We start from the raw sequence: 19,649 nt of genomic DNA, 5'->3' as shown, positions 1-19,649 counted from the left end.
GCGACGGCAAGTCACCGCCCGAGCGAGCCGCCCGCAAACCGGCGGTGGAAAACGCCGCGCGACCGCCCCGGGGCGCCGCATGAACCCGTCCCGGCCGCGCGCCTGCCCTTGAGGCGCCCCGGCCCTTGCGCTAACCAATTTCCATCATTCCGGTGGTTCGATCGAAACGCGCGGCTCCGCCCGTTTCGTGAACTCGAACCATTCCCTTGTTGAGGTGGTGGTCGCGATGCCGTCCGACGCTTCGCCGGGCCATGGGTCCGGGCATTCCAGCGCTGCCGCCGCCGCGATCGTGACCGCCGGCATGGTCGTGATCGGCGACGAGATCCTGAGCGGCCGTACCAAGGACCGCAACGTCGGCTTCGTCGCCGACTGCCTGACCGCGGTCGGCATCGATCTGAAGGAAGTCCGGATCGTCTCCGACGACGAGGATGCCATCGTCGAGGCGGTGAACGCGCTCCGGGCGCGCTTCACCTACGTGTTCACCTCCGGCGGCATCGGCCCGACCCACGACGACATCACGGCCGATTCGATCGCAAAAGCCTTCGGCGTCGGCATTGACCACGATCCGCGCGCGATCGAGATCCTGAAGACGCATTATGCCGGCCGGGTCGAGCTCAACGAGGCGCGGCTCAGGATGGCGCGCATCCCCTTCGGCGCCGACCTGATCCTGAACAAGGTCTCCGGCGCGCCGGGCTTCCGGATCGGCAACGTCCACGTCATGGCCGGCGTGCCGTCGGTGCTGCAGGCGATGATGGACGAGATCCTGCCGACATTGCAGACCGGCACGCGGCTCTTGTCCGAGAGCGTCGACGCTCCGTTCGGCGAGGGCCGGATCGCGACGCCGCTCGGCGCGATCCAGAAGGCCAATCCCGACACGATCATCGGCAGCTATCCCTACAATCTGGACGGCCGCTTCGGCACCAACATCGTCGTGCGCGCCCGCGATCCCGAGCGCCTCGCCCTGGTCGCCGCCGAGGTCGCCGAGCTTGTCGAGGCGATGCGCGCCGCCTCCTGATCCCGCCCGTTTCGCAATCGCCGCCAATCGAAGTCGCCCATTCCCGAGGATCCGCATGTCGCAGCCGAACCAACCGAAGGCCTTCCCCGTTTCCTGGGACCAGTTCCATCGCGACGCCCGCGCGCTGGCTTGGCGCCTCGCCGGTCAGGGCCATTGGGACGCGATCGTGGCGATCACCCGCGGCGGCCTCGTGCCGGCGGCGATCGTCGCGCGCGAGCTCGACATCCGGCTGATCGAGACGGTCTGCGTCGCGAGCTACCACGACTACAAGAGCCAGGGCGAACTCAAGGTGATGAAGGGCGTGTCGGAGGACGTGATCAAGCTCGGCGGCGGCGAAGGCGCCGGCGTGCTGATCGTCGACGACCTGGTCGACACCGGCAAGACCGCCAAGGTCGTCCGCGAGATGATGCCGAAGGCGCATATGGCGACCGTCTACGCCAAGCCGATGGGCCGACCGCTGGTCGACACCTTCATCACCGAGGTTTCGCAGGATACCTGGATCTATTTCCCCTGGGACATGGGGTTGACGTTTCAGCCCCCGATCCGCGACGGTGCCGCCTGAGCACCTCGCAGGGCGAGCCCGCGATTCGGAAGACCCGAGAAGAGGAGGCCAACCCATGGCCGGTCCGGACGACACGTTCGACGAAGACAAGGACGACGAGGCCTACGCGGCCGAGCAGGAGGAACACGCGGAGGAAATCCGCGAAATGGTCCTCGAGTATCTCGACGACAACGATGTCGACGAGGCGACCGTCGTCTACACGATGCTCGACCTCGCGCTGTCGATCACCATGTCGGGATACGCGATGTCGGTCGAGAAGCCCTCGGTGCAGGGCCTGCGCATGGAGCTCGACCGCTTCGCCAAGGATTTCGGCGACGCCGTCCGCGACGCCAAGAAGAACGCCGACCAGTTCCTCGAAGAGGTGAAGACCAGCCTCGAGGCCGCGAACGACGACTGATCGTCGGCGCGCGCGGCCGACGGCGACCCGGAACGGCTCAACCGGCGCGCGGCCCCGCCGCAATATCGAAAATCACCGTGAGGCCGCCCGGATCGCCGGGCGGCCTCACGCGCTTTTTTGGGGCATGGCGCGATCCGCGCGCTCAGCGGATCTGATCGCGGATCACCGCCTCGACCACCCGGTCGAAACCGTCGGTGCCGCGCGGCTGCTTGGCCCGCGCCTCGGCGATGAAGCCGTCGCGCTGTGCGACCAGCTTTTCGAGGTCCCCCTGCAGGGCCTTGCGGGTGGCGAGGTGCTTGTCGATCTCGGCCTGGCGCGCCGCCGGCGCGAGCGCCTTCAGTTCGGGCGGCAGATCCTCGGTCTTGATCTCCTCGACCTTGGCCCGACCCGCCGCGACATCGGCGACCAGATCGCCCTCCCCGGTCACGACCTTGCGCTCGGCCGGCTTGGCCGTGCGCACCGAATAGCTCGCCATGTCGGAGGCTGCCGGCGCCGGCGCGGCCGCCGCCACCCCGACCTTTTCCCGGACCATCGACTGCTGCTTCAGCGAGCCGTAGGGAATGACGGTCCGCTGCAACTCGATTTGAAGCTTCAGGATCTGCTGATCGTAGGGCGTCTCGATCACCACCACGCCGCCGGTCTGCGGGATCGGCAGATAGCGGCCGTGGCCGAGATCGGCGATCGTGCGCCAGATCAGCTCGGTATCCTTGGCATTGCCCGCCTGCACGGCATTGACGACGATGCCCTCGCGCTCGGCGATCTTCAGCGTGTCGGTGAACGGCACGTCCTGCGCATAGTCCATGTGCGGTGGCGCATCCCCGACTAGGAATACAATCCGGCGCGTGTCCGCCCCCTTGTTCCAGCCGAGCCGGTTCACCGCCACCGCCAGCGCCTCGTTGACCGATTCCGGCCAGTCGCCGCCGCCGACGGCCTGTACCTGGATCAGCTTGCCGTAGACCGCGCTGATGTCGGAGGTCAGGTCGGTCTTGTCGGTCACGTAGACGTCGCCGCGATCGCGATAGGCGACCAGGCCGATGCGGATCTCGGCATTGGGATTCTGCTTGCGGATCTCGTCGGCGATCGCCCAGATCTTGCGCTTGGCGCCGTCGATCAGGCCGCCCATCGAGCCGGTCGTGTCGAGCACGAAGGCGACCTCGATGCGGTTCGGCAGGCCCGGCGCCGGACGAGCCTTCGCCAGAGCCTCGACCTCCGAGACGTTGGCCCCTGGCGCCGGCGTCTCGGCGCGGGCACTTGCTGCGGCAAAGCCGGCCGCGATCAGGCCGGCGATCAGGATGAATCTGTTCATGAGCAATATCTCCCCGGCCCGGCGCCCCTTCTCCCGAAGGGCGGTACGGTCCCGAAGACCAGCTCACGCTTCGAACGCGATTTCCCTTGGTTCCCGGCGCGGCGGAATTTCGGCGTCGCGAGCCCGATTGCGGCAAATTGGCGATAAATCCGACCGATGCGGTAACGGACGCGCCGCGCGGGCGAATTCGTCAGGCCGGCAGATAAATTTTTCCAGCGGAAAAAAGTCAGATCCGACAAAGGGGTTAGCCGGCCCCTTCAACCAAAGTGTAATATTCCAGCGCCATATCGATAAAATCCTATCGATTTCGTTAGCATCATTGCAAATCGGACACCGTACCCTTGCGTCACTCAAAACAAAGGGGGAAATCGTCCATGCTCAAGCTGATCGACGCCATTTCCGACAACATTCCCTACACCGCGAAGACCACCCTCTCCATGCGCGATCTTCAGCGCCTCAGCGCACGCCAGATCGGTAATTCGATCGGCGCCGGCCGCGAAGTCTATGTCGCGGTGATCGCGATCGACGACTTCCCGTCGCTGGCCCGCCGCTATGGTCCGGCCACGGTCGATCGCATGCTGCGCGCGGCGACCACCGCGATCGCCGGCGCCCTGCGCCCGCACGATGCGCTCGCGGTCCACGGCCCCGGCGCCTTCGTCGCCGTGCTCTCCTATTGCGATCTCGATTCGGCCGAGCGCGTCTGCGAGGATCTCCGCTACGCCGTCACGTCGACGAGCGTGATCGCGACCGACCTGACCGTCTCGATCGGCCTTGCCGACGTCGGCGAGGGTGAGCCGGATGCGGTCCGCGCGATCCGGCGCGGCGAGGCCGCGCTGCAGATCGCCCAGGAGCACGGCGTGAACCGCACCGTCATCGACGATCTCGTGTTCGCCTGAGACACGGGCACACCCGGCGGCAGCCCCGCACGCGGGCCTTGCCATCCGCGCGCGGCGCCGATACCCCTGCGGGACGGCGCGCGGATCACCCGACGATCCCGGCCCGCGCCGTGCGGCCGCTTGGTGAAACTGGTAGACACAAGGCACTTAAAATGCCTCGGGCTACGCCCATGTGGGTTCGATCCCCACAGCGGCCACCAGAAACCCATGATGTCGGCGAACTGGCGGCCGGCCGACCCATGACTTTTCCGTCGCGGCGACAGCCACGACGCGCAGCCCTCACACGCCTCTGCGACCGGAGCGGCCGTCGCCGGCGGCGGCGAGTTCGTCGAGCCAGTCGGTCGCGGCGATCGCCGGCATCGGCCGGGCGAAGTAATAGCCCTGCATGATCGAGCAGCCGAGCCGGCGCAGCGTCTCGACATCCTCGGCGGTCTCGACGCCTTCGGCGACGACTTCGAAGCCAAACGACTGCGACACGCGCAGCACGGCGTCGACCAGCGACCGGCACGAGGCCGACTCGGCGATCCCCGAGACGAACGAGCGGTCGATCTTGACCCGCCCCGCCCGCAACTGTTGCAGCGAGCCGAGCGAGGAATAGCCGGTGCCGAAATCGTCGATGGCGATGCGGACGCCGGCCTGGGCGAGCACGGCGAGCTTGCCCTGTACGGCGCGCGGGTCGACGGCAATCTCCTCAGTGATCTCGATCTCTAGGCGGGTCGGCGCGACCTCCATGCGGGCGAGCGTGCCGAGGATCAGATCGTCGACCGGGATCTGCGCCATCTCGCGCGGCGAGACGTTCATCGCCACCATGACGCTGCCGAGCCCCATCGCGTCGAGCCGCCGGATCATGCCGGCGACCTGGCCGAGGATGAAGGTCATCAACTGTTCCGACAGGCCCGCCGTCGCCGCCTCCGAGACGATCGCCTCTGGCGACACCCAGCCGTGGCGCGGATGCCACCAGCGCAGCAACGCCTCGAGCGTGTCGGGACGCCGACCGCCGTCCGCGAGGATCGGCTGATACCAGACCTCGAGCGCGCCGTCGGCCAGCGCGACCGCGAGATCGCGCTCGATGTCGCGCTTCATCTGGACGTCGCGCCTGAGCGTCTCGTCGAACTGGCGGAAGCGGTTGCGCCCGCTCGCCTTGGCCGCATAGAGCGCGGCGTCGGCGGAGGCGAGCATGTCGTCCATGTCGGCGTGACGCCCGGTGTAGAGTCCGATGCCGACGCCGATCCGCCCCGCATCGAACTTGCCGAACGGGATCGTGATTGCAGCGATGAGATGGGTGGCGAGCGTGGCAGGGTCTTGCGTCGTGCCATCCAGGCCGCCGTCGGACGCCGCATCATCCGGTGCAGCCCCGTCGAGCGCGAAGAAGACCGCGAACTCGTCGCCGCCGATCCGCGCCGCGACCGCGCCCGCCGGCAGCGCGTCGCGGAGCCGGCGCGCGACCTCCGCCAGAACCCGATCGCCGGCCTTGTGGCCGAAGGCGTCGTTGACGGTCTTGAACCCGTCGAGATCGAGCAGCATCAGGCAGACGTCGGAGCGGCCCGGCGCATGTGCCTCGACCGCCTCGGTGAAGCCGCGCCGGTTCAGGAGACCGGTCAGGTCATCGTGGATCGAGCGCTGCTGCATGACGTCGGCGAAGCGCAGCACGCGATCGTTGGCCAGTTCGAGCGAGCGCGACAGCGCGGTCGCCTCGTGCTTCAGCTGGCTCTCGTTGCGCACCAGCGCATCGCCGACGCGCGACGCGCGCGCGAGCGCGGTCAGATAGAGCAGCACCGTCGCGGCCAGACAGTAGCGATCGAAGCCGCCCGCCCAGACCAGACAACCGACCACCGACAGGAGCGGTGGCGTGATGAAGCACAGCGGGATGATCGCGTAGGCGAAGCCGTGGGTGACGGCTCCGGCGGTGATGCCGCACACGACGGTGAGGTAGAACAGCGTCTGCGGCGAGGTATAGCCGTCGCACAGCAGCGGCACCGCCGCCCAGACCAGACCGGAGGCGAGCGCGAGAACCCAGTGGGCGCGCAGATGCTGCTCGGTGCCGAGCGCGAAGGATGTGCGCGGCAGCGCTTCGCCGGCCTCGCGGATCGGAAACCGGCAGAGCAGCAGACGCAGCCCGTTGACGATGGCCGAGACGCCGAACCAGACGGCGCCGTCCCCGCCCCGGCCCGAATTCCAGGCAACGAGCAGCGCGGCCAGGCCCAGGGCCATGTTGACCGGAAGCGAGATCGCCACGGTCTTTCGGACCGCGCGCAGCTGGTCGAGAACGATGGCGCCGTTGAGGTAGGCTGCCGTCATGGCGTCACTCTGCTCGTGTTCGCTGGCCACTTGAGCCATGCGCGGATTAAGAAATCCCTATCCGCGACGAGTAGCCTCGAAATTTCACGAGTCCAATCGTGATGATTACAAAATAGAGACAGAGCTGACACTCAGTAGCCCGCCAAAGACGCACACCCTATTCATCCAATCCTCTTCCGAATGACGCTGTGACCGAACGAGATATATAGATTTTATCAAAAATTTTAGTAAAATTCACCAAGAAATTCCGATCTCGATTGCCCTGTTTGAAGTTGGCGCCGAGGTCGAGCATCGTGGCGCTCGCGACGGAGAGCGCGTCGGGCGCAAGACGATTTTGACCAGACAGAAAAAAGACTTGTACTGGCCAGCCTGACCTTCGCGTGAGGGCAGCGTCCATCGCGGTCGACAGAAAAACAGTCTTCGGGCACCGCGCGCGACCGGCGTTCGCATTTCGCGTCGCAGGATCGGCGCCCCGCAAACGACGGCGCCCCACGAACGACGGCGCCCTGGAAACGACGGAGCTCCAGAAACGACGAAGGGGCCGAAGCCCTCTCAGGCCCGACCCCTCATGATCTCCCGTTCCCCGGATCTCGATCACCCCGCCAGTACATCCGTGGTCGGTGGCGACGGCGCAAGGCCACTGTCGAAGTCCGGATCGGGAAGGACGGATGCGCGGATATCATCGCGCTTCCGTTCGCCGATCGAAGCACAATCTCTTGCGCCTCGGTTGTTTATATGGACGCCCATTGCGGCGAGATCGAGGCAGCGAACGATCTTTTTCGAAAAAGATCCCGCCGCCCGCTATCACTCGGCCGCCTGGAGATTGCCGGCGGCCGATCGGCCGGTCCGACGGTCGGCGACGATCTCGAAGGCGACCTTCTGGCCTTCGAAGAGCGAGGCGAGGCCGGCCCGCTCGACGGCGCTGATGTGGACGAACACGTCCTTGCCGCCGTCGTCCGGCTGGATGAAGCCGAAGCCCTTCTGCGCGTTGAACCACTTGACGGTGCCCGTAGTCATGCGACGACCCTTTCCTGGTCTCGGGTAGACACTCGGCCCGCGGGCGGCCCGCGAGCGCTATTTCGATCGATTTTCAGGAGAGGGGTAGTCGGCGGGCATCGCGAGCGATCCGCGCCACGGTCGCGACCATGCCGACGGGATCGGGATGCAGGCCAAGTCGTCCGGCCGAAACTCGATTTTCCTGAGTTAGGAACAGCCCCGGACGACGGCAACCCCCGTTTCGGTGAAAAACAGTGTCCCGAAATCAGTGCCCGTTACGGTAGCCGTCGACCCCTGCGATCGGGCCGTCCCGCCGTGAACGCTCGGCCGCCGACATCATATGGACTTGACCATCGGAGCCCGAGCCGACATCGATGCGGCTCGCCGACGATAGGGCCCGGCCGTCCGAGCCACCCTATCGGCTCGGCACTCTGTTCACCCCCGGAGATCTCGCATGGCCAATCCTGTGAACCTGCCGCTCGTGACGCTGACGCCCGCCGAGGCGGCCGCGAAATTCGACGCCGGCGAGATCGCGCTCGTCGATGTCCGCGAGGCGAACGAATGGGCGCAGGCGCGCATTCCCGGCGCGGTGCTGAGCCCGCTCTCGACGCTCGCCGCCGACGCCGCCAACCTCCCGACCGACAAGCCGGTAGTGTTCTACTGCATGGCCGGCGGCCGGTCGGCCAAGGCGGTCGCGTTGGTCCAGTCGCTCGGCATCGCGGTCGACACCCATGTCGGCGGCGGCATCACGGCCTGGGCGCAGGCCGGCCTGCCGATCGAGCGGTGACCAAGGCGCCCACTCGTGACGGCCACCTTCGTGCGGCCGACCACCGCTGCGGTCACCGGGAGCACCCCTCTCCGGACCGCGAGGCGGCGCGGAGCATTGCCGTCCTGCTGCTGGCGAGCACGCTGGTGCGGCTCGGCCTCGCGGCATTGCTCGACCTCGGCGTCGATGAGGCTTACGCGCGGGCGATCGGCGCCCGCTTCGACCTGTCCTATTTCGACCATCCGCCGATGGCGTTCTGGATCGTCGGCGCGATGCGCTGGCTGTTCGGCGCCGATGCGCCGAACATCGTGTTGCGGCTGCCGTTCGTCCTCGCCTTCACAGCGACGACCTGGGCGCTCTACGACCTGACCCGCCGTTTGTTCGACGCGCGCGCCGGGCTCTGGGCCGCGGTCGCCCTGACGCTGTCGCCGTTCTTTCTGCTGTCGGCCGGATCCTGGCTGGTGCCGGATGGGCCGCTGGTGCTGTTCCTGGCGCTCGCCGCCCGCTCGCTCGCCATCGCCCTGTTCGAGGCCGGCGGCAACGCGCGCGCGCGCCTGGCTCACGGCCGGGCTCTGGCTCGGCCTCGCCGGCCTGTCGAAGTATCACGCCGCCTTCTTTGCGCTCGGCGCCTTCGGCTTCGTGCTCGCGACCCGCCACCGCCGGCACCTGCTGACGCCCTGGCCCTGGTTCGCGGTCGTCGTCGCCGGCCTCGTCGCCGCGCCCGTTTTCGTCTGGAACGCCGAGCACGGCTTCGTGTCGTTCCTGTTCCAGGCCGGCCGCGGTTCGGCCGGGACCCACATCGCGATCGTGCCGGTCTTGCAGGCGCTCGGCGGTCAGGCCGGCTATCTGCTGCCCTGGACCATGGTCGGTCTCGCCGTCGCGCTCGCCCTCGCCTGTGTCGGCCATCGCGCGAGCGAGCGGACGCGCTTCCTCGCCGCGCTGGCGCTGCCGCCGATCGTGCTCTTCACGATCCTGCCGCTCTGGGCCGGCCGCGGCCTGCCGCACTGGCAGATGCCCGGCTGGCTGTTCGCCTTCCCCTGCTCGGCGTTCTCCTCGACAGGGCGACCGCCGCCGGCCGGCGCTGGCCGACACGGGTCGCCACCGGCACCGTCGCGCTCTGGGCGATGGTGATTGGAGCCGCTGGCGCGCTGATGCTGATCGGCCTGCCGCAAGGGGCGGTCTCCTGGCTCGGCATCGCTGGTTTCGCGGAAGAGAGCTTCGCCTGGCGCGGCCTGAAGCCGGGCCTCGCCGCACGCGGTCTCCTCGAGCCCGGCCGCTTCGTCGTCTCGTCGCGCTGGATCGACGCCGGCCGCATCGCCGAGGCGCTCGGCGGCGTGCCGGTTGCGGTCTTCGATCCCGATCCGCGCGGCTTCGCCTTCCTGACCGATCAGACCGCGCTCGTCGGCCGCGACGCGTTGATCGTGACCAGACCGCACGCGACCGCGAAGACGCTCGCCGCCGCCGCGCCGCTGTTCGCGAGCATCGAACCGCAGGACCGGGTCCCGATCGTCGTGCTCGGCGCGCCGCTGTTCGAGCTCGACGTCGCGCTCGCCCGCGGCCTGAAGGCGCCCTACCCGTCTCCCTACCCGTGAGGCCCGCGCGATGCGCCTGCCACCGCTCGTCACCGGCCGCCTGATCCAGCGCTACAAGCGCTTCCTCGCCGACGTCGAACTCGATACCGGCGAGATCGTCACCGCGCATTGCGCCAATTCCGGTTCGATGCTCGGCGTCGCGCCGCCCGGCGCGCGCGTCTGGCTGTCGCGCTCCGACGATCCCAAACGCAAGCTCGCCCACTCCTGGCTGATCGTGGAGATCGGCACGGCCCTGGTCGGCATCGACACCGGCCACCCGAACGCGCTCGTCGCCGAGGCGATCCGCGACGGCACGATCGCCGAGGCGGCCGGCTACGCGAGCCTACGGCGCGAGGTGAAATACGGCGTGAATTCGCGCGTCGACATCCTGCTCGAGGACGATGCGCGCGGACGCCTGTTCGTCGAGGTCAAGAACGTCCACCTGTCGCGTCGGCAGGGGTTGGCCGAGTTCCCGGACTCGGTGACCGCGCGCGGGACGAAACACCTCGGCGAGCTCGCCGCCGAGGTCGAACGCGGCCATCGGGCGATGATGGTGTTCCTGGTCCAGCGCACCGACGCGACCGAGATGACGCTCGCCCGCGATATCGATCCGGCCTACGGGCATGCCTTCGACAAGGCGCTTCGCGCCGGCGTCGAAGCCGTCGCCTACGCCTGCCGCATCAACCCGCAAGAAATCGTCGTCGATCGGCGCATCCCGCTGGTCGGCTGAGCCCGACGACGACTTGCGCACGCGACGATGTTTCGGCTGAAATCGACGCACGAAAGTCCTATATGCTGTCGGACAGCGAAAGACGCCTCAAACGCAACGAAGCGCGAGTCCGGACCGGCCCGCTGAAAGCACGCACCATGATCACCTACGTCGACGCGGCGACGGCGCCGCTGAAGAACACCGGCGCCATCCGGCTCTACGGCGAAGAAGGCTTCACCGGCATGCGCAAGGCCGGCCGGCTCGTCGCCGAGTGTCTCGACGCGCTCTGCGCCGTCGTGAAGCCGGGCGTCACCACCGACGAAATCGACGCCTTCGTCTACCGTTTTGCGCTCGATCACGGCGCCCTGCCGGCGACGCTGAACTATCGCGGCTATACGAAGAGCGTCTGCACCTCGATCAACCACGTCGTCTGCCACGGCATTCCGAATGACAAGCCGCTGCGCGACGGCGACATCGTCAATATCGACGTGACCGTGATCCTCGACGGCTGGCATGGCGATTCCTCGCGCATGTATGCGGTCGGCGAGCTGAAGCGCGCGGCCGAGCGCCTGCTCGATGTCACCTACGAATCGCTGATGCGCGGCATCGCGGCGGTGCGTCCCGGCGCGACCACCGGCGACATCGGCTACGCGATACAGACCTATGTCGAGGCCGAGCGCTGCTCGGTCGTCCGCGACTTCTGCGGCCACGGCCTCGGGCTCCTGTTCCACGACGCGCCGAACATCCTGCACTACGGCCGCCGCGGCGAAGGCGTCGAGCTGAAGCCCGGCATGATCTTCACCATCGAGCCGATGGTGAACCTCGGCCGGCCGCATGTGAAGGTGCTCTCCGACGGCTGGACCGCGGTCACGCGCGACCGGTCGCTCTCGGCGCAGTTCGAACACGCCGTCGGCGTCACGGACACCGGCTGCGAGGTGTTCACGCTGTCGCCGGCTGGTCTCGACAAGCCGCCCTACGCGGTCTGATCGACGTCTGCCCGGCCTTGCGGCCGGGCGAACGCCTTGACCCTGTGTAACGCCGGGTTCCGGACGAGGTTGTGGACGGTGTAGGCTCGCGCGAACCGGGACGAGCGGCGACGGGCGATTCGTGCGGCTCGGATCGAGGTTTAAGGGAAAACCCCAGAGAAAACCGATGTCCGGCTTCGAAGATGCGTCCGCCCCCCACTGGCACGGCCACCGCGAACGGCTGAAGGCGCGGTTCCGCGACGGCGGCGCGGACGCGCTGCCGGACTACGAGCTCCTGGAGCTGGTCCTGTTCCGGACCATCCCCCGCCGGGACGTCAAGGCGCTCGCCAAGGAGCTGATCGCCAAGTTCGGCTCGTTCGGCGACGTGCTCGGCGCGCCGGAGGACCGGCTGCTCGAGATCGACGGCGTCGGCCCGGCCGTCGTCACCGACTTCAAGCTGATCCATGCGAGCGCCCAGCGCATCGCCAAGGCGGCGCTGCGCAAGAAGATCGCGCTTGGCTCGTGGTCGGAGGTGATCGACTACTGCCGCACCGCCATGGCCTACGAGCGGCGCGAGCAGTTTCGCATCCTGTTCCTCGACAAGAAGAACGCGCTGATCGCCGACGAGGTGCAGCAGGTCGGCACGGTCGATCACACGCCGGTCTACCCGCGCGAGGTGGTCGCGCGGGCACTGAAACTCTCCGCGAGCGCCGTGATCCTGGTGCACAATCACCCGTCGGGTGATCCGACGCCGAGTCAGGCCGACATCGCCATGACCAAGCAGATCGCCGATGTCGCCAAGCCGCTCGGCATCGTCGTGCACGACCACATCATCATCGGCCGCGACGGCCACGTCAGCCTGAAGGGCCTGCGCCTGATGTGACCGGGGCGACGGGGACCGCCGCGGGCGGTTTCATGGGGCCGGCGCCACTCACAGCAACCTGCCGGACCGCACCACCGCGCGCGCCGAAACGCCGAAGCGGGCTTTGAACAGCCGGCTGAAGTGCGCCATGTCGTTGAAGCCCCACCGAAACGCGATCTCGGTGATCGTGACGCCGGCCCCCGCGCGGACGAGATCGCGTCGACAATTGGCCAGGCGCCGCTCGCGGATCCAGCGCCCGACCGTCGTCCCCTGCTCGGCGAAGACCAGATGCAGATAGCGCACTGACACCGCATGCGCCGCGGCGATGCGCGCCGGATCGAGGGATCCATCGCCGAGATGGCGCTCGGCATACCGGCAGAAGCGCCGGAAATCGCCCTCATGCGCGCCGATGCGGTCGCTCGGGCGGTTCGCCGTCATGGCGGCGGCGACCAGCCCGAGGATCGGATCGGTCAGCGCCGACAGCTCCGTCTCGCCGAGACCATGGAAATCGCGCGCGAGCCGGGCGAGCGCGCTCGAGGCGATCGCGCCATTGCGGTCGGCGCCGCGCACGACGGTGCCGGCATAGCCATGCGCGCCGTGGAGCACGGCGTCCATGCGCGGCTTCGGCACCAGCAGCGTGAACTTGTGCAGCCGGTCATGGACGCGGAACTCCATCGCCCGCTCGCTGTCCCACATGACGAAGTCGCCCGGACCGAGCAGCGCTTCGGTGTCGCCCTGCCGGGTCGTCTCGCGACCGCTCAGCTCGAACAGGATGCCGAAATAGGCCTCGTCGCTGCGGCCGATCTCCGCGCGACCGCGCTGGCCCTGGCACGGATCGCAGCGGCATTCGACGAGCCGTAGATCGTCGACCCGCCGCTCCCGGATGCGCGCCTGAAAATCCGCGTCCGACACCGCATCGAGTTCCCATTCCAGGTGACTGTCGTCGAGCGCCTGCCGCCACGCTTCGAACCGCCCGGAGGCGGGATGCGCGCTGGTCGCCCAATGCCGGACCGACATGGTGCCCTCCCCGAGATCGGAATGCTGCGGGAACCGCCTCTGCGGGCGGCTTCATGCACGGATGGTCAAGTCGCCGCGCAGTGGCGAACAAGACGGCTCCGGCCCGGCATCCCAGGATCGTTGCGCGGTTCGGTCGCTCGGACCGCCCAACAACGAGACTATGGGAGGATCATCGGCGCATGCGCAAGGACATCGAGTTCAAGACCGAAGACGGGGTGACGCTGCGCGGCTGGCACTACCTGCCCGAGCGGCGCAGCGGCAGCGTGCCGACCATCGTCATGGCGCACGGCTTCTCGGCCGTGAAGGAAATGTATCTCGACCGTTTCGCCGAGGCCTTCGCGGCCGCCGGCCTCGGCGCGATCGTGTTCGACAACCGCAACTTCGGCGCCAGCGATGGCGATCTGCGCCAGGAGATCGATCCCTGGCAACAGGTCCGCGACTATCGCGATGCCATCACCCATGCCCAGAGCCTGCCCGAAGTCGACGCCGACCGGATCGGGGTCTGGGGTTCGAGCTACAGCGGCGGCCATGTGCTCGTGCTCGGCGCCATCGATCGCCGGATCAAATGCGTCGTCTCGCAGGTGCCGCTCGCCAGCGGCCACCGCAACGCCCGCCGCCTGATCCGCGCCGATTATCTGGCGGGGGTCCAGAAGGCCTTCGATGACGACCGCCGTGCCCGGCTCGCCGGCGCTCCGCCCGCGATGATCCCGGTCGTCGCTGAAGACCCGGCGGCACCGTCGGCGCTGCCGACGCCGGACAGCTGGGCCTGGTTCACCGAGACGGGCCGCACCCGCGCCCCGTCCTGGAAGAACGAGGTCACGCTGCGCTCGGTCGAGATGTTCACCGAATACGAGCCCGGCAGCTACGTGAGCTTCGTCAGCCCGACCCCGCTGATGATGATCGTGGCGCTCGGCGACGTGCTGACCGTCGCCGACCTCGCCCTCGAAGCCTACGAGCGCGCGCTCGAACCCAAGCATCTCGTCACGCTCCCGGGCGGCCACTTCGATGCCTATGTGAAGGACTTCGAAGCCTCCGCCGGCCCGGCGACGGCCTGGTTCAAGCGCCATCTGGGCCTGGACTGACCTGTCGATGGTCGCGGGTGGGCGCAGCCGCATCGCGCCCATCCGCGGTCGGTCCCGCAACGTTTCAGGCCGCGAGCCTGACCTGGTCGCGGCCCTGATCCTTGGCCTGATAGAGCGCGCGGTCGGCATGGCCGAGCAGCAGCTCGAGCAGGGCACCCTCGACGGCCGCGACCGCGACGCCGATGCTGATCGTCGCATTCACCTCACGCTCGTCGTCGACCGGCACGGCCGTTGCGCAGATCGCGGAGCGCAGCCGCTCCGCCAGCGCGGTCGCCCGATCACCGAGGCCCGGCGCGAACACGGCGAATTCCTCGCCCCCGAATCGCGCCAGCACCTGCCCGTCGTCGAGCACCGCCTGCATCCGCCCGGCGATCACGGTCAGCACCCGGTCGCCGGTGGCATGGCCGAACCGGTCGTTGATGGTCTTGAAGTGATCGACGTCGAGCAGGATCACCGCATCGCCAGCCCTGAGCCGCGCCGGCACGACTTCGAAGAAGTGCCGGCGATTGGACACGCCCGTCAACGCATCGACATGCGCGATGCGCTGCAGCGCCTTCTCCGCGCGCTCGCGCACGATCAGCACCGCGTAGAGCGCGACGCCGAAATTGCCGACGATCGAGGCGTAATAGATCTTTTCCGGCGCGAAGAAGAAGGTCGACCGGCCGAGATGACTGAGCGTGGCGAACCACAGGGCGATCGCCTGGAATGTGATGACGGCGGCGAGCAGCGAGCGCGCGAGCAGCGGCTCCGCCGCGCGGTCCAGCAGCAACCGGATCACCGAGCCGGTCAGCACCACGACCATGAAGCCGTCGAGCGTCGCCATCGACATGTCCTGATCGCGATGAAGCCCCGTGAGGTCGCTGGCGACCAGGGCGATCACCGGTGCCATGAGGATCAGGTATTGCCGGCGTTCGATCCGCCGCGTGCTGAGCTCGCAGATGCCGATCCAGAACAGCGACAGGCCCAGGATGCCGAGCAGCAGGCTCGGCAGTTGCGACGCCTCCGGCGAGATGCGCCGGAACAGGCCGAGGCTCGCGAGGCTCGAGCCGATCACATGGCAGAAGAAGGCGGCCGCGAGGAAGCCCGAGCCGTCCGGCCCGGTGCTGGTCGCCCTCAGGTAGAGAAAGCAGACCGTGCCCACGATCAGCGATGTCTTGTACAGGGACAAGACGGTGGCGAAATCGAGCGGCAGATCCATGCCGAGGACCATGAGCGGCGGTGCTCCGAGGTGCGACGCGCCGCTGATATTCCATTTCGGTTAACAGGGAAACAACGAAGCTTGAGCTCGACCATACGCCAAGCTTCCGTAACGGCGTCAGACGGCCTGCTGCATCGGCGCGATTCCGGCTACACAATGTGCAGTTGATCGGATTCGATGCAGATCCGATCGCCGCTTTTGCGGGCAATCTGCCTTTTCGGCCCTCTTGCCCTGTGGCACGGCCTTTGCGGAAGATCCTACGGAAAGAGGATCGCATTCCCGCGCGATCGGGTTCACAGTGGAGACGCGGGAGCCGAGGCGAGCGTCCGGCCGTCGGGAGGACGGACGAACGGCGGTTCCAGCCTCCGAAGCCGGTCGACGGCGCAACGATGCGCCGGCGGGACGCGTTCAAGGGCGAAGACGTTTCAAGGGCGAAGAGAGAGGCGATGGCCAAACCAGCCTACGACGAGATGACAGCCCTCGGCGACGATTGCCGAGCCGGGTATGAGATCGTGAAGAGCTGGCTCGCCAGCACGCCCCCCGAAATGCTCAGACAGCGGCAACGCGAAGCCGAATTGCTGTTCCGACGGATCGGCATCACCTTCGCGGTCTACGGCGACGCCGCCGGCGAGGAACGGCTGATCCCGTTCGACATCGTGCCGCGCATTCTCACCACCACCGAATGGGACAAGCTGGCCAAGGGCCTTCGCCAGCGCGTGACCGCGCTGAACATGTTCCTCAAGGACGTCTACGGCCGCGGCGAGGCGATCCGCGCCGGCGTGGTGCCGGAGGAACTGGTCTACCGCAATCCCTATTACCGGCCCGAGATGCAGGGCATGCAGCTGCCGCACGACATCTACGTGATGATCGGTGGCATCGACATCGTCCGCGTCGACGCGGACACGTTCTACGTCCTGGAAGACAACGCGCGCACCCCCTCCGGCGTCTCCTACATGCTGGAGAACCGCGAGGTGATGATGCGGCTGTTCCCGGACCTGTGCGCCCGGCACCGCATCCAGCCGGTCGACAACTATACCGACGAGTTGCTGGCGACGCTGAAGTCGGTCGCGCCGCTCTCCGCGCCCGGCGACCCGACGGTCGCGATCCTGACGCCGGGCCCGTTCAACTCGGCCTACTACGAGCACTCGTTCCTGGCCGACAAGCTCGGCGTCGAACTGGTCGAGGGCCGCGATCTCTATGTGCGCGAGAACACCGTGTTCATGCGCACGACCGAGGGGCCGAAGCGGGTCGACGTGATCTATCGCCGCCTCGACGACGACTTCCTCGATCCCCTCGCCTTCCGGCCCGATTCGGTGCTCGGCGTGCCCGGCCTGATGGCGGCCTACCGGGCCGGCAACATCACGCTGGCGAACGCGGTCGGCACCGGCGTCGCCGACGACAAGGCCGTCTACAGCTACATGCCGGAGATCATCAAGTTCTTCACCGGCGAGGAGCCGATCCTCAACAACGTGCCGACCTGGCGCTGCCGCGAACCCGAGGCGCTCAAATACGTGCTCGACAACCTCGGCGACCTGGTCGTCAAGGAGGTCGACGGCTCCGGCGGCTACGGCATGCTGGTCGGCCCGAAGGCCGACAAGGCCACGATCGAGGCGTTCCGGCAGAAGCTGAAGCACGACCCGGCCAAGTTCATCGCCCAGCCGACGCTGGCCTTGTCGACCTGTCCGACCTTCGTCGGCGAAGGCGTGGCGCCCCGCCACGTCGACCTGCGTCCCTACGTGCTGACCGGCGCCGACGGCATCCGCTGCGTGCCGGGCGGCTTGACCCGCGTCGCGCTCAAGGAGGGCTCGCTGGTGGTCAACTCCAGCCAGGGCGGCGGCACCAAGGACACCTGGGTGGTCGATCCGCCGCGCGCCGGCCAGGCGCAGAGCCAGACGCAATCGGGCGCGGGAGGCAGTCAGAGCCAATCGCAGACCCAGTCCCGCCCCACGGCCGCCCGCGCGCCCTGATCCTTCTTCCCGCGCGGAGGCCGGCCGGGCTTCCGCGCACGCCGACGAGACCCGCCCCATGCTCAGCCGGACCGCCGACAGTCTCTACTGGCTCTCGCGCTATATCGAACGCGCCGAGAACACCGCGCGCATCATCGATGCCGCCGCCCGCCTCGCCGCCCTGCCCCAGGGCTACGGCTCGACCAACGAATGGGAATCCGCCCTGCTGGCGACCGGTTCTCTGACCGCCTTCACGGAGCGCCACGGCGAGGCGACCGAGGAGAAGGTGATCGAGTATCTCGCCTTCTCGGCCTCGAACCCGTCGAGCATCCGCAACTGCCTGGAGATCGCCCGCCAGAACGCCCGCGCGGTCCGCACCGCGCTGACGGCCGAGATGTGGGAGACGATCAACTCGGCCTGGCTGGAGCTGCGGCAGTTCAACCCGACCGACGTCGATCCGGGCCGGATCTCCGACTTCCTGCGCTTCGTGAAGCAGACCTCGCTCGCCTACGACGGCTCGGCGTACCGCACCATGCTGAGGAGCGAGGCCTATTTCTTCACGCGCCTCGGCGTCTACCTCGAGCGCGCCGACGCGACCGCCCGCATCCTCGACGTGAAGTACCATGTGCTCCTGCCGCCCGGTGCCCCGGTCGGCGGCAGCCTCGACTATTTCCAGTGGTCGTCGATCCTGCGCTCGGTCTCGGCGCTGACCTCCTATCATTGGGTCTACCGGCAGAACCTGAAGCCCTGGCTGGTCGCCGACCTGATGATCCTCAACGCCCAGATGCCGCGCTCGGTCGCCAGCTGCTACGAGAACATCGCCCGCTACCTCGACCTGCTCGCCCGCGCCCACGGCCGCCAGGGCCCGAGCCAGCGGCTCGCCCGCGCGACCTTCTCGCGGCTCTCCAACGCCAACATCGACGAGGTCTTCCAGTCCGGCTTGCACGAGTTCCTGAGCGAGTTCATCGCCGACAACAACAAGCTCGGCGCCCTGATCACCGATCAGTATCTGGTCTGAGGCCCCCTCCCCATGCGCCTGTCGATCACCCACGAGACGACCTATTCCTATGAGACGCCGGCCTCCTACGCGATCCAGACGCTGAGGCTGACCCCGCGCAATTCCGCCCAGCAGTTCGTGCAGGAGTGGCGCATCGACGTCTCTCAGGACTGCCGCCTGTCGCCGGTCGAAGACCCGTTCGGCAACCTGACCCACTCCTTCTCGATCGATGGCCCGATCGAGGAGTTGGTGATCACCGCGACCGGCGAGGTGCTGACCGAGTATTCGGAAGGCATCGTGCGCGGCACCAAGGAACGGTTTCCGCTGTCCCTGTTCCTGCGCGACACCGAGCTGACCCGGCCCGACCCGGACATCCGCGAATTCGCCCGCTCGATCTCCTGCGGCGAGGGCGGCGACCCGCTCGCCACCCTGCACGCCCTGATGCGCCGGATCCACGCCGAGTGGACCTACGACAAGGAGGCGACCGACCCGAGCACGAGCGCTGCGAAGGTGTTCGAGCAGCGCCACGGCGTCTGCCAGGACTTCGCGCATCTGTTCATCGCCGCCGCCCGCGCGCTCGATATCCCGGCCCGCTACGTCGGCGGCTACGTGTTCGATCCCGGCACGACAGAGACTCACGAGGCCGGCCATGCCTGGGTCGAGGGCTTCGTCGCCGGCATCGGCTGGATCGGCTTCGACCCGACCCACGAGGTCTGCCCGACCGACCGCCATGTGCGAATCGCAAGCGGGCTCGACTATCTCGACGCGGCGCCGATTCGCGGAACCCGCTATGGCGGGACCGGCGAATCGATGAAGGTGAAGGTGGCGATCACCCGGCTCGATCGGCCCTGACGGTCCGTGCGGGGCCGGGATCGCTGCGAGCCCGGCTCCGATCGATCTCATGCTCGCCGCCCCCGAGGGCGGCGCCGCGGGTTCGGCGCCCAATGAACAGGCACGACGAAAGATCGAGCCCTGCGACGCGGCGCGGGCTTGCCTCGGCGGGACCTGCACGTATACGAGAACCGCGACCGTAGCCGTCGCGGCCGGTCGGCGGATGGATGGAACA

Annotated in this window: 19 protein-coding genes, 1 tRNA gene and 1 pseudogene; 16 read left to right on the top strand and 5 right to left on the bottom strand. The window is 68.0% G+C overall.

The window, feature by feature from the left end; all coding sequences use genetic code 11:
• The first annotated feature begins 226 nt into the window (after positions 1–226).
• The 3 genes from ABS361_04150 to ABS361_04140 are packed head-to-tail and all read left to right on the top strand — an operon-like array spanning position 227 to position 1,974.
• On the top strand, positions 227–1,015 hold the full coding sequence (locus ABS361_04150; GenBank protein ID XBY45484.1) for a molybdopterin-binding protein: 789 nt from the start codon (positions 227–229) through the stop codon (positions 1,013–1,015).
• Between the two features lie 55 nt (positions 1,016–1,070).
• Positions 1,071–1,577: a xanthine phosphoribosyltransferase gene (gene gpt, locus ABS361_04145; protein ID XBY45483.1), complete on the top strand. Its 507-nt coding sequence runs from the start codon at positions 1,071–1,073 to the stop codon at positions 1,575–1,577.
• A gap of 55 nt (positions 1,578–1,632) precedes the next feature.
• Entirely contained in the window at positions 1,633–1,974 is a 342-nt protein-coding gene (locus tag ABS361_04140) for a hypothetical protein (protein ID XBY45482.1), read from the top strand.
• A 142-nt stretch (positions 1,975–2,116) separates the two neighbouring features.
• Here the strand turns inward: ABS361_04140 and ABS361_04135 are convergent, their stop codons facing one another.
• Complete coding sequence (locus tag ABS361_04135; protein XBY45481.1) at positions 2,117–3,280, bottom strand: vWA domain-containing protein; 1,164 nt, start codon at positions 3,278–3,280, stop codon at positions 2,117–2,119.
• A gap of 374 nt (positions 3,281–3,654) precedes the next feature.
• On the opposite strand from ABS361_04135, the gene ABS361_04130 reads away from it, so the two are divergent.
• Both ABS361_04130 and ABS361_04125 read left to right on the top strand, forming a co-directional pair.
• The gene (locus tag ABS361_04130; GenBank protein ID XBY45480.1) at positions 3,655–4,176 is read left to right on the top strand and encodes a GGDEF domain-containing protein; all 522 of its coding nucleotides are present in this window, start codon (positions 3,655–3,657) and stop codon (positions 4,174–4,176) included.
• A 114-nt stretch (positions 4,177–4,290) separates the two neighbouring features.
• Positions 4,291–4,376, top strand: a tRNA-Leu gene (locus ABS361_04125).
• Between the two features lie 79 nt (positions 4,377–4,455).
• On the opposite strand, the gene ABS361_04120 is transcribed toward ABS361_04125, so the two are convergent.
• Positions 4,456–6,474 (bottom strand): bifunctional diguanylate cyclase/phosphodiesterase, encoded by a 2,019-nt coding sequence (locus tag ABS361_04120; protein XBY45479.1) that lies wholly within the window; start codon positions 6,472–6,474, stop codon positions 4,456–4,458.
• A gap of 804 nt (positions 6,475–7,278) precedes the next feature.
• The gene (locus ABS361_04115) at positions 7,279–7,491 is read right to left on the bottom strand and encodes a cold-shock protein (GenBank protein ID XBY45478.1); all 213 of its coding nucleotides are present in this window, start codon (positions 7,489–7,491) and stop codon (positions 7,279–7,281) included.
• A 433-nt stretch (positions 7,492–7,924) separates the two neighbouring features.
• Between ABS361_04115 and ABS361_04110 the strand changes: the two genes are divergently transcribed.
• From ABS361_04110 to radC, 7 genes and pseudogenes are all read left to right on the top strand, one after another.
• Positions 7,925–8,257, top strand: coding sequence for a rhodanese-like domain-containing protein (locus ABS361_04110; GenBank protein XBY45477.1), 333 nt, complete (start codon positions 7,925–7,927; stop codon positions 8,255–8,257).
• 227 nt (positions 8,258–8,484) lie between these two features.
• Positions 8,485–8,700, top strand: a pseudogene (locus tag ABS361_04105) (glycosyltransferase family 39 protein).
• A 4-nt stretch (positions 8,701–8,704) separates the two neighbouring features.
• Entirely contained in the window at positions 8,705–9,367 is a 663-nt protein-coding gene (locus ABS361_04100; protein XBY45476.1) for a glycosyltransferase family 39 protein, read from the top strand.
• A complete protein-coding gene (locus ABS361_04095) occupies positions 9,361–9,828 on the top strand; it encodes a hypothetical protein (protein XBY47005.1) in 468 nt (155 codons plus the stop codon). Before ABS361_04100 ends, ABS361_04095 begins: the two co-directional genes overlap by 7 nt.
• 10 nt (positions 9,829–9,838) lie before the next feature.
• Entirely contained in the window at positions 9,839–10,537 is a 699-nt protein-coding gene (sfsA, locus tag ABS361_04090) for a DNA/RNA nuclease SfsA (GenBank protein XBY45475.1), read from the top strand.
• 137 nt (positions 10,538–10,674) lie between these two features.
• Entirely contained in the window at positions 10,675–11,502 is an 828-nt protein-coding gene (map, locus tag ABS361_04085) for a type I methionyl aminopeptidase (GenBank protein XBY45474.1), read from the top strand.
• Positions 11,503–11,668: 166 nt separating this feature from the next.
• Positions 11,669–12,364, top strand: coding sequence for a DNA repair protein RadC (gene radC, locus ABS361_04080; GenBank protein XBY45473.1), 696 nt, complete (start codon positions 11,669–11,671; stop codon positions 12,362–12,364).
• Positions 12,365–12,412: 48 nt separating this feature from the next.
• On the opposite strand, the gene ABS361_04075 is transcribed toward radC, so the two are convergent.
• Complete coding sequence (locus tag ABS361_04075; GenBank protein XBY45472.1) at positions 12,413–13,360, bottom strand: helix-turn-helix domain-containing protein; 948 nt, start codon at positions 13,358–13,360, stop codon at positions 12,413–12,415.
• 179 nt (positions 13,361–13,539) lie between these two features.
• On the opposite strand from ABS361_04075, the gene ABS361_04070 reads away from it, so the two are divergent.
• The gene (locus ABS361_04070) at positions 13,540–14,442 is read left to right on the top strand and encodes an alpha/beta hydrolase (GenBank protein ID XBY45471.1); all 903 of its coding nucleotides are present in this window, start codon (positions 13,540–13,542) and stop codon (positions 14,440–14,442) included.
• Between the two features lie 64 nt (positions 14,443–14,506).
• On the opposite strand, the gene ABS361_04065 is transcribed toward ABS361_04070, so the two are convergent.
• On the bottom strand, positions 14,507–15,652 hold the full coding sequence (locus ABS361_04065) for a GGDEF domain-containing protein (protein ID XBY45470.1): 1,146 nt from the start codon (positions 15,650–15,652) through the stop codon (positions 14,507–14,509).
• Positions 15,653–16,086: 434 nt separating this feature from the next.
• Here ABS361_04065 and ABS361_04060 point away from each other — a divergent pair, with 434 nt between their 5' ends.
• The 3 genes from ABS361_04060 to ABS361_04050 are packed head-to-tail and all read left to right on the top strand — an operon-like array spanning position 16,087 to position 19,435.
• Positions 16,087–17,607, top strand: coding sequence for a circularly permuted type 2 ATP-grasp protein (locus ABS361_04060; GenBank protein ID XBY45469.1), 1,521 nt, complete (start codon positions 16,087–16,089; stop codon positions 17,605–17,607).
• Positions 17,608–17,665: 58 nt separating this feature from the next.
• Positions 17,666–18,604 carry an alpha-E domain-containing protein gene (locus ABS361_04055; GenBank protein ID XBY45468.1) on the top strand — a complete coding sequence of 313 codons (939 nt, stop codon included), beginning with the start codon at positions 17,666–17,668 and terminating at the stop codon, positions 18,602–18,604.
• A gap of 12 nt (positions 18,605–18,616) precedes the next feature.
• Entirely contained in the window at positions 18,617–19,435 is an 819-nt protein-coding gene (locus tag ABS361_04050) for a transglutaminase family protein (GenBank protein ID XBY45467.1), read from the top strand.
• The last annotated feature ends 214 nt before the right edge of the window (positions 19,436–19,649 follow it).

It is taken from the genome of Ancalomicrobiaceae bacterium S20 (genome assembly GCA_040269895.1).
GTDB classification, from domain to species: Bacteria; Pseudomonadota; Alphaproteobacteria; order Rhizobiales; family Ancalomicrobiaceae; genus Methyloraptor; species Methyloraptor flagellatus.
This window is presented reverse-complemented; position numbering and strand designations above follow the sequence as displayed.

Bases quoted from the DNA above. Each gene is read 5' to 3' on its own strand.
- ABS361_04075 (XBY45472.1), bottom strand. From the start codon at position 13,360: ATGTCGGTCCGGCATTGGGCGACCAGCGCGCATCCCGCCTCCGGGCGG.
- ABS361_04050 (XBY45467.1), top strand. From the start codon at position 18,617: ATGCGCCTGTCGATCACCCACGAGACGACCTATTCCTATGAGACGCCG.
- ABS361_04065 (XBY45470.1), bottom strand. From the start codon at position 15,652: ATGGTCCTCGGCATGGATCTGCCGCTCGATTTCGCCACCGTCTTGTCC.
- ABS361_04140 (XBY45482.1), top strand. From the start codon at position 1,633: ATGGCCGGTCCGGACGACACGTTCGACGAAGACAAGGACGACGAGGCC.
- ABS361_04070 (XBY45471.1), top strand. From the start codon at position 13,540: ATGCGCAAGGACATCGAGTTCAAGACCGAAGACGGGGTGACGCTGCGC.
- ABS361_04135 (XBY45481.1), bottom strand. From the start codon at position 3,280: ATGAACAGATTCATCCTGATCGCCGGCCTGATCGCGGCCGGCTTTGCC.
- gpt (XBY45483.1), top strand. From the start codon at position 1,071: ATGTCGCAGCCGAACCAACCGAAGGCCTTCCCCGTTTCCTGGGACCAG.
- sfsA (XBY45475.1), top strand. From the start codon at position 9,839: ATGCGCCTGCCACCGCTCGTCACCGGCCGCCTGATCCAGCGCTACAAG.
- ABS361_04055 (XBY45468.1), top strand. From the start codon at position 17,666: ATGCTCAGCCGGACCGCCGACAGTCTCTACTGGCTCTCGCGCTATATC.
- ABS361_04130 (XBY45480.1), top strand. From the start codon at position 3,655: ATGCTCAAGCTGATCGACGCCATTTCCGACAACATTCCCTACACCGCG.
- ABS361_04060 (XBY45469.1), top strand. From the start codon at position 16,087: ATGGCCAAACCAGCCTACGACGAGATGACAGCCCTCGGCGACGATTGC.
- map (XBY45474.1), top strand. From the start codon at position 10,675: ATGATCACCTACGTCGACGCGGCGACGGCGCCGCTGAAGAACACCGGC.
- ABS361_04115 (XBY45478.1), bottom strand. From the start codon at position 7,491: ATGACTACGGGCACCGTCAAGTGGTTCAACGCGCAGAAGGGCTTCGGC.
- ABS361_04100 (XBY45476.1), top strand. From the start codon at position 8,705: ATGGGCCGCTGGTGCTGTTCCTGGCGCTCGCCGCCCGCTCGCTCGCCA.
- ABS361_04150 (XBY45484.1), top strand. From the start codon at position 227: ATGCCGTCCGACGCTTCGCCGGGCCATGGGTCCGGGCATTCCAGCGCT.
- ABS361_04095 (XBY47005.1), top strand. From the start codon at position 9,361: ATGGTGATTGGAGCCGCTGGCGCGCTGATGCTGATCGGCCTGCCGCAA.
- ABS361_04120 (XBY45479.1), bottom strand. From the start codon at position 6,474: ATGACGGCAGCCTACCTCAACGGCGCCATCGTTCTCGACCAGCTGCGC.
- ABS361_04110 (XBY45477.1), top strand. From the start codon at position 7,925: ATGGCCAATCCTGTGAACCTGCCGCTCGTGACGCTGACGCCCGCCGAG.
- radC (XBY45473.1), top strand. From the start codon at position 11,669: ATGTCCGGCTTCGAAGATGCGTCCGCCCCCCACTGGCACGGCCACCGC.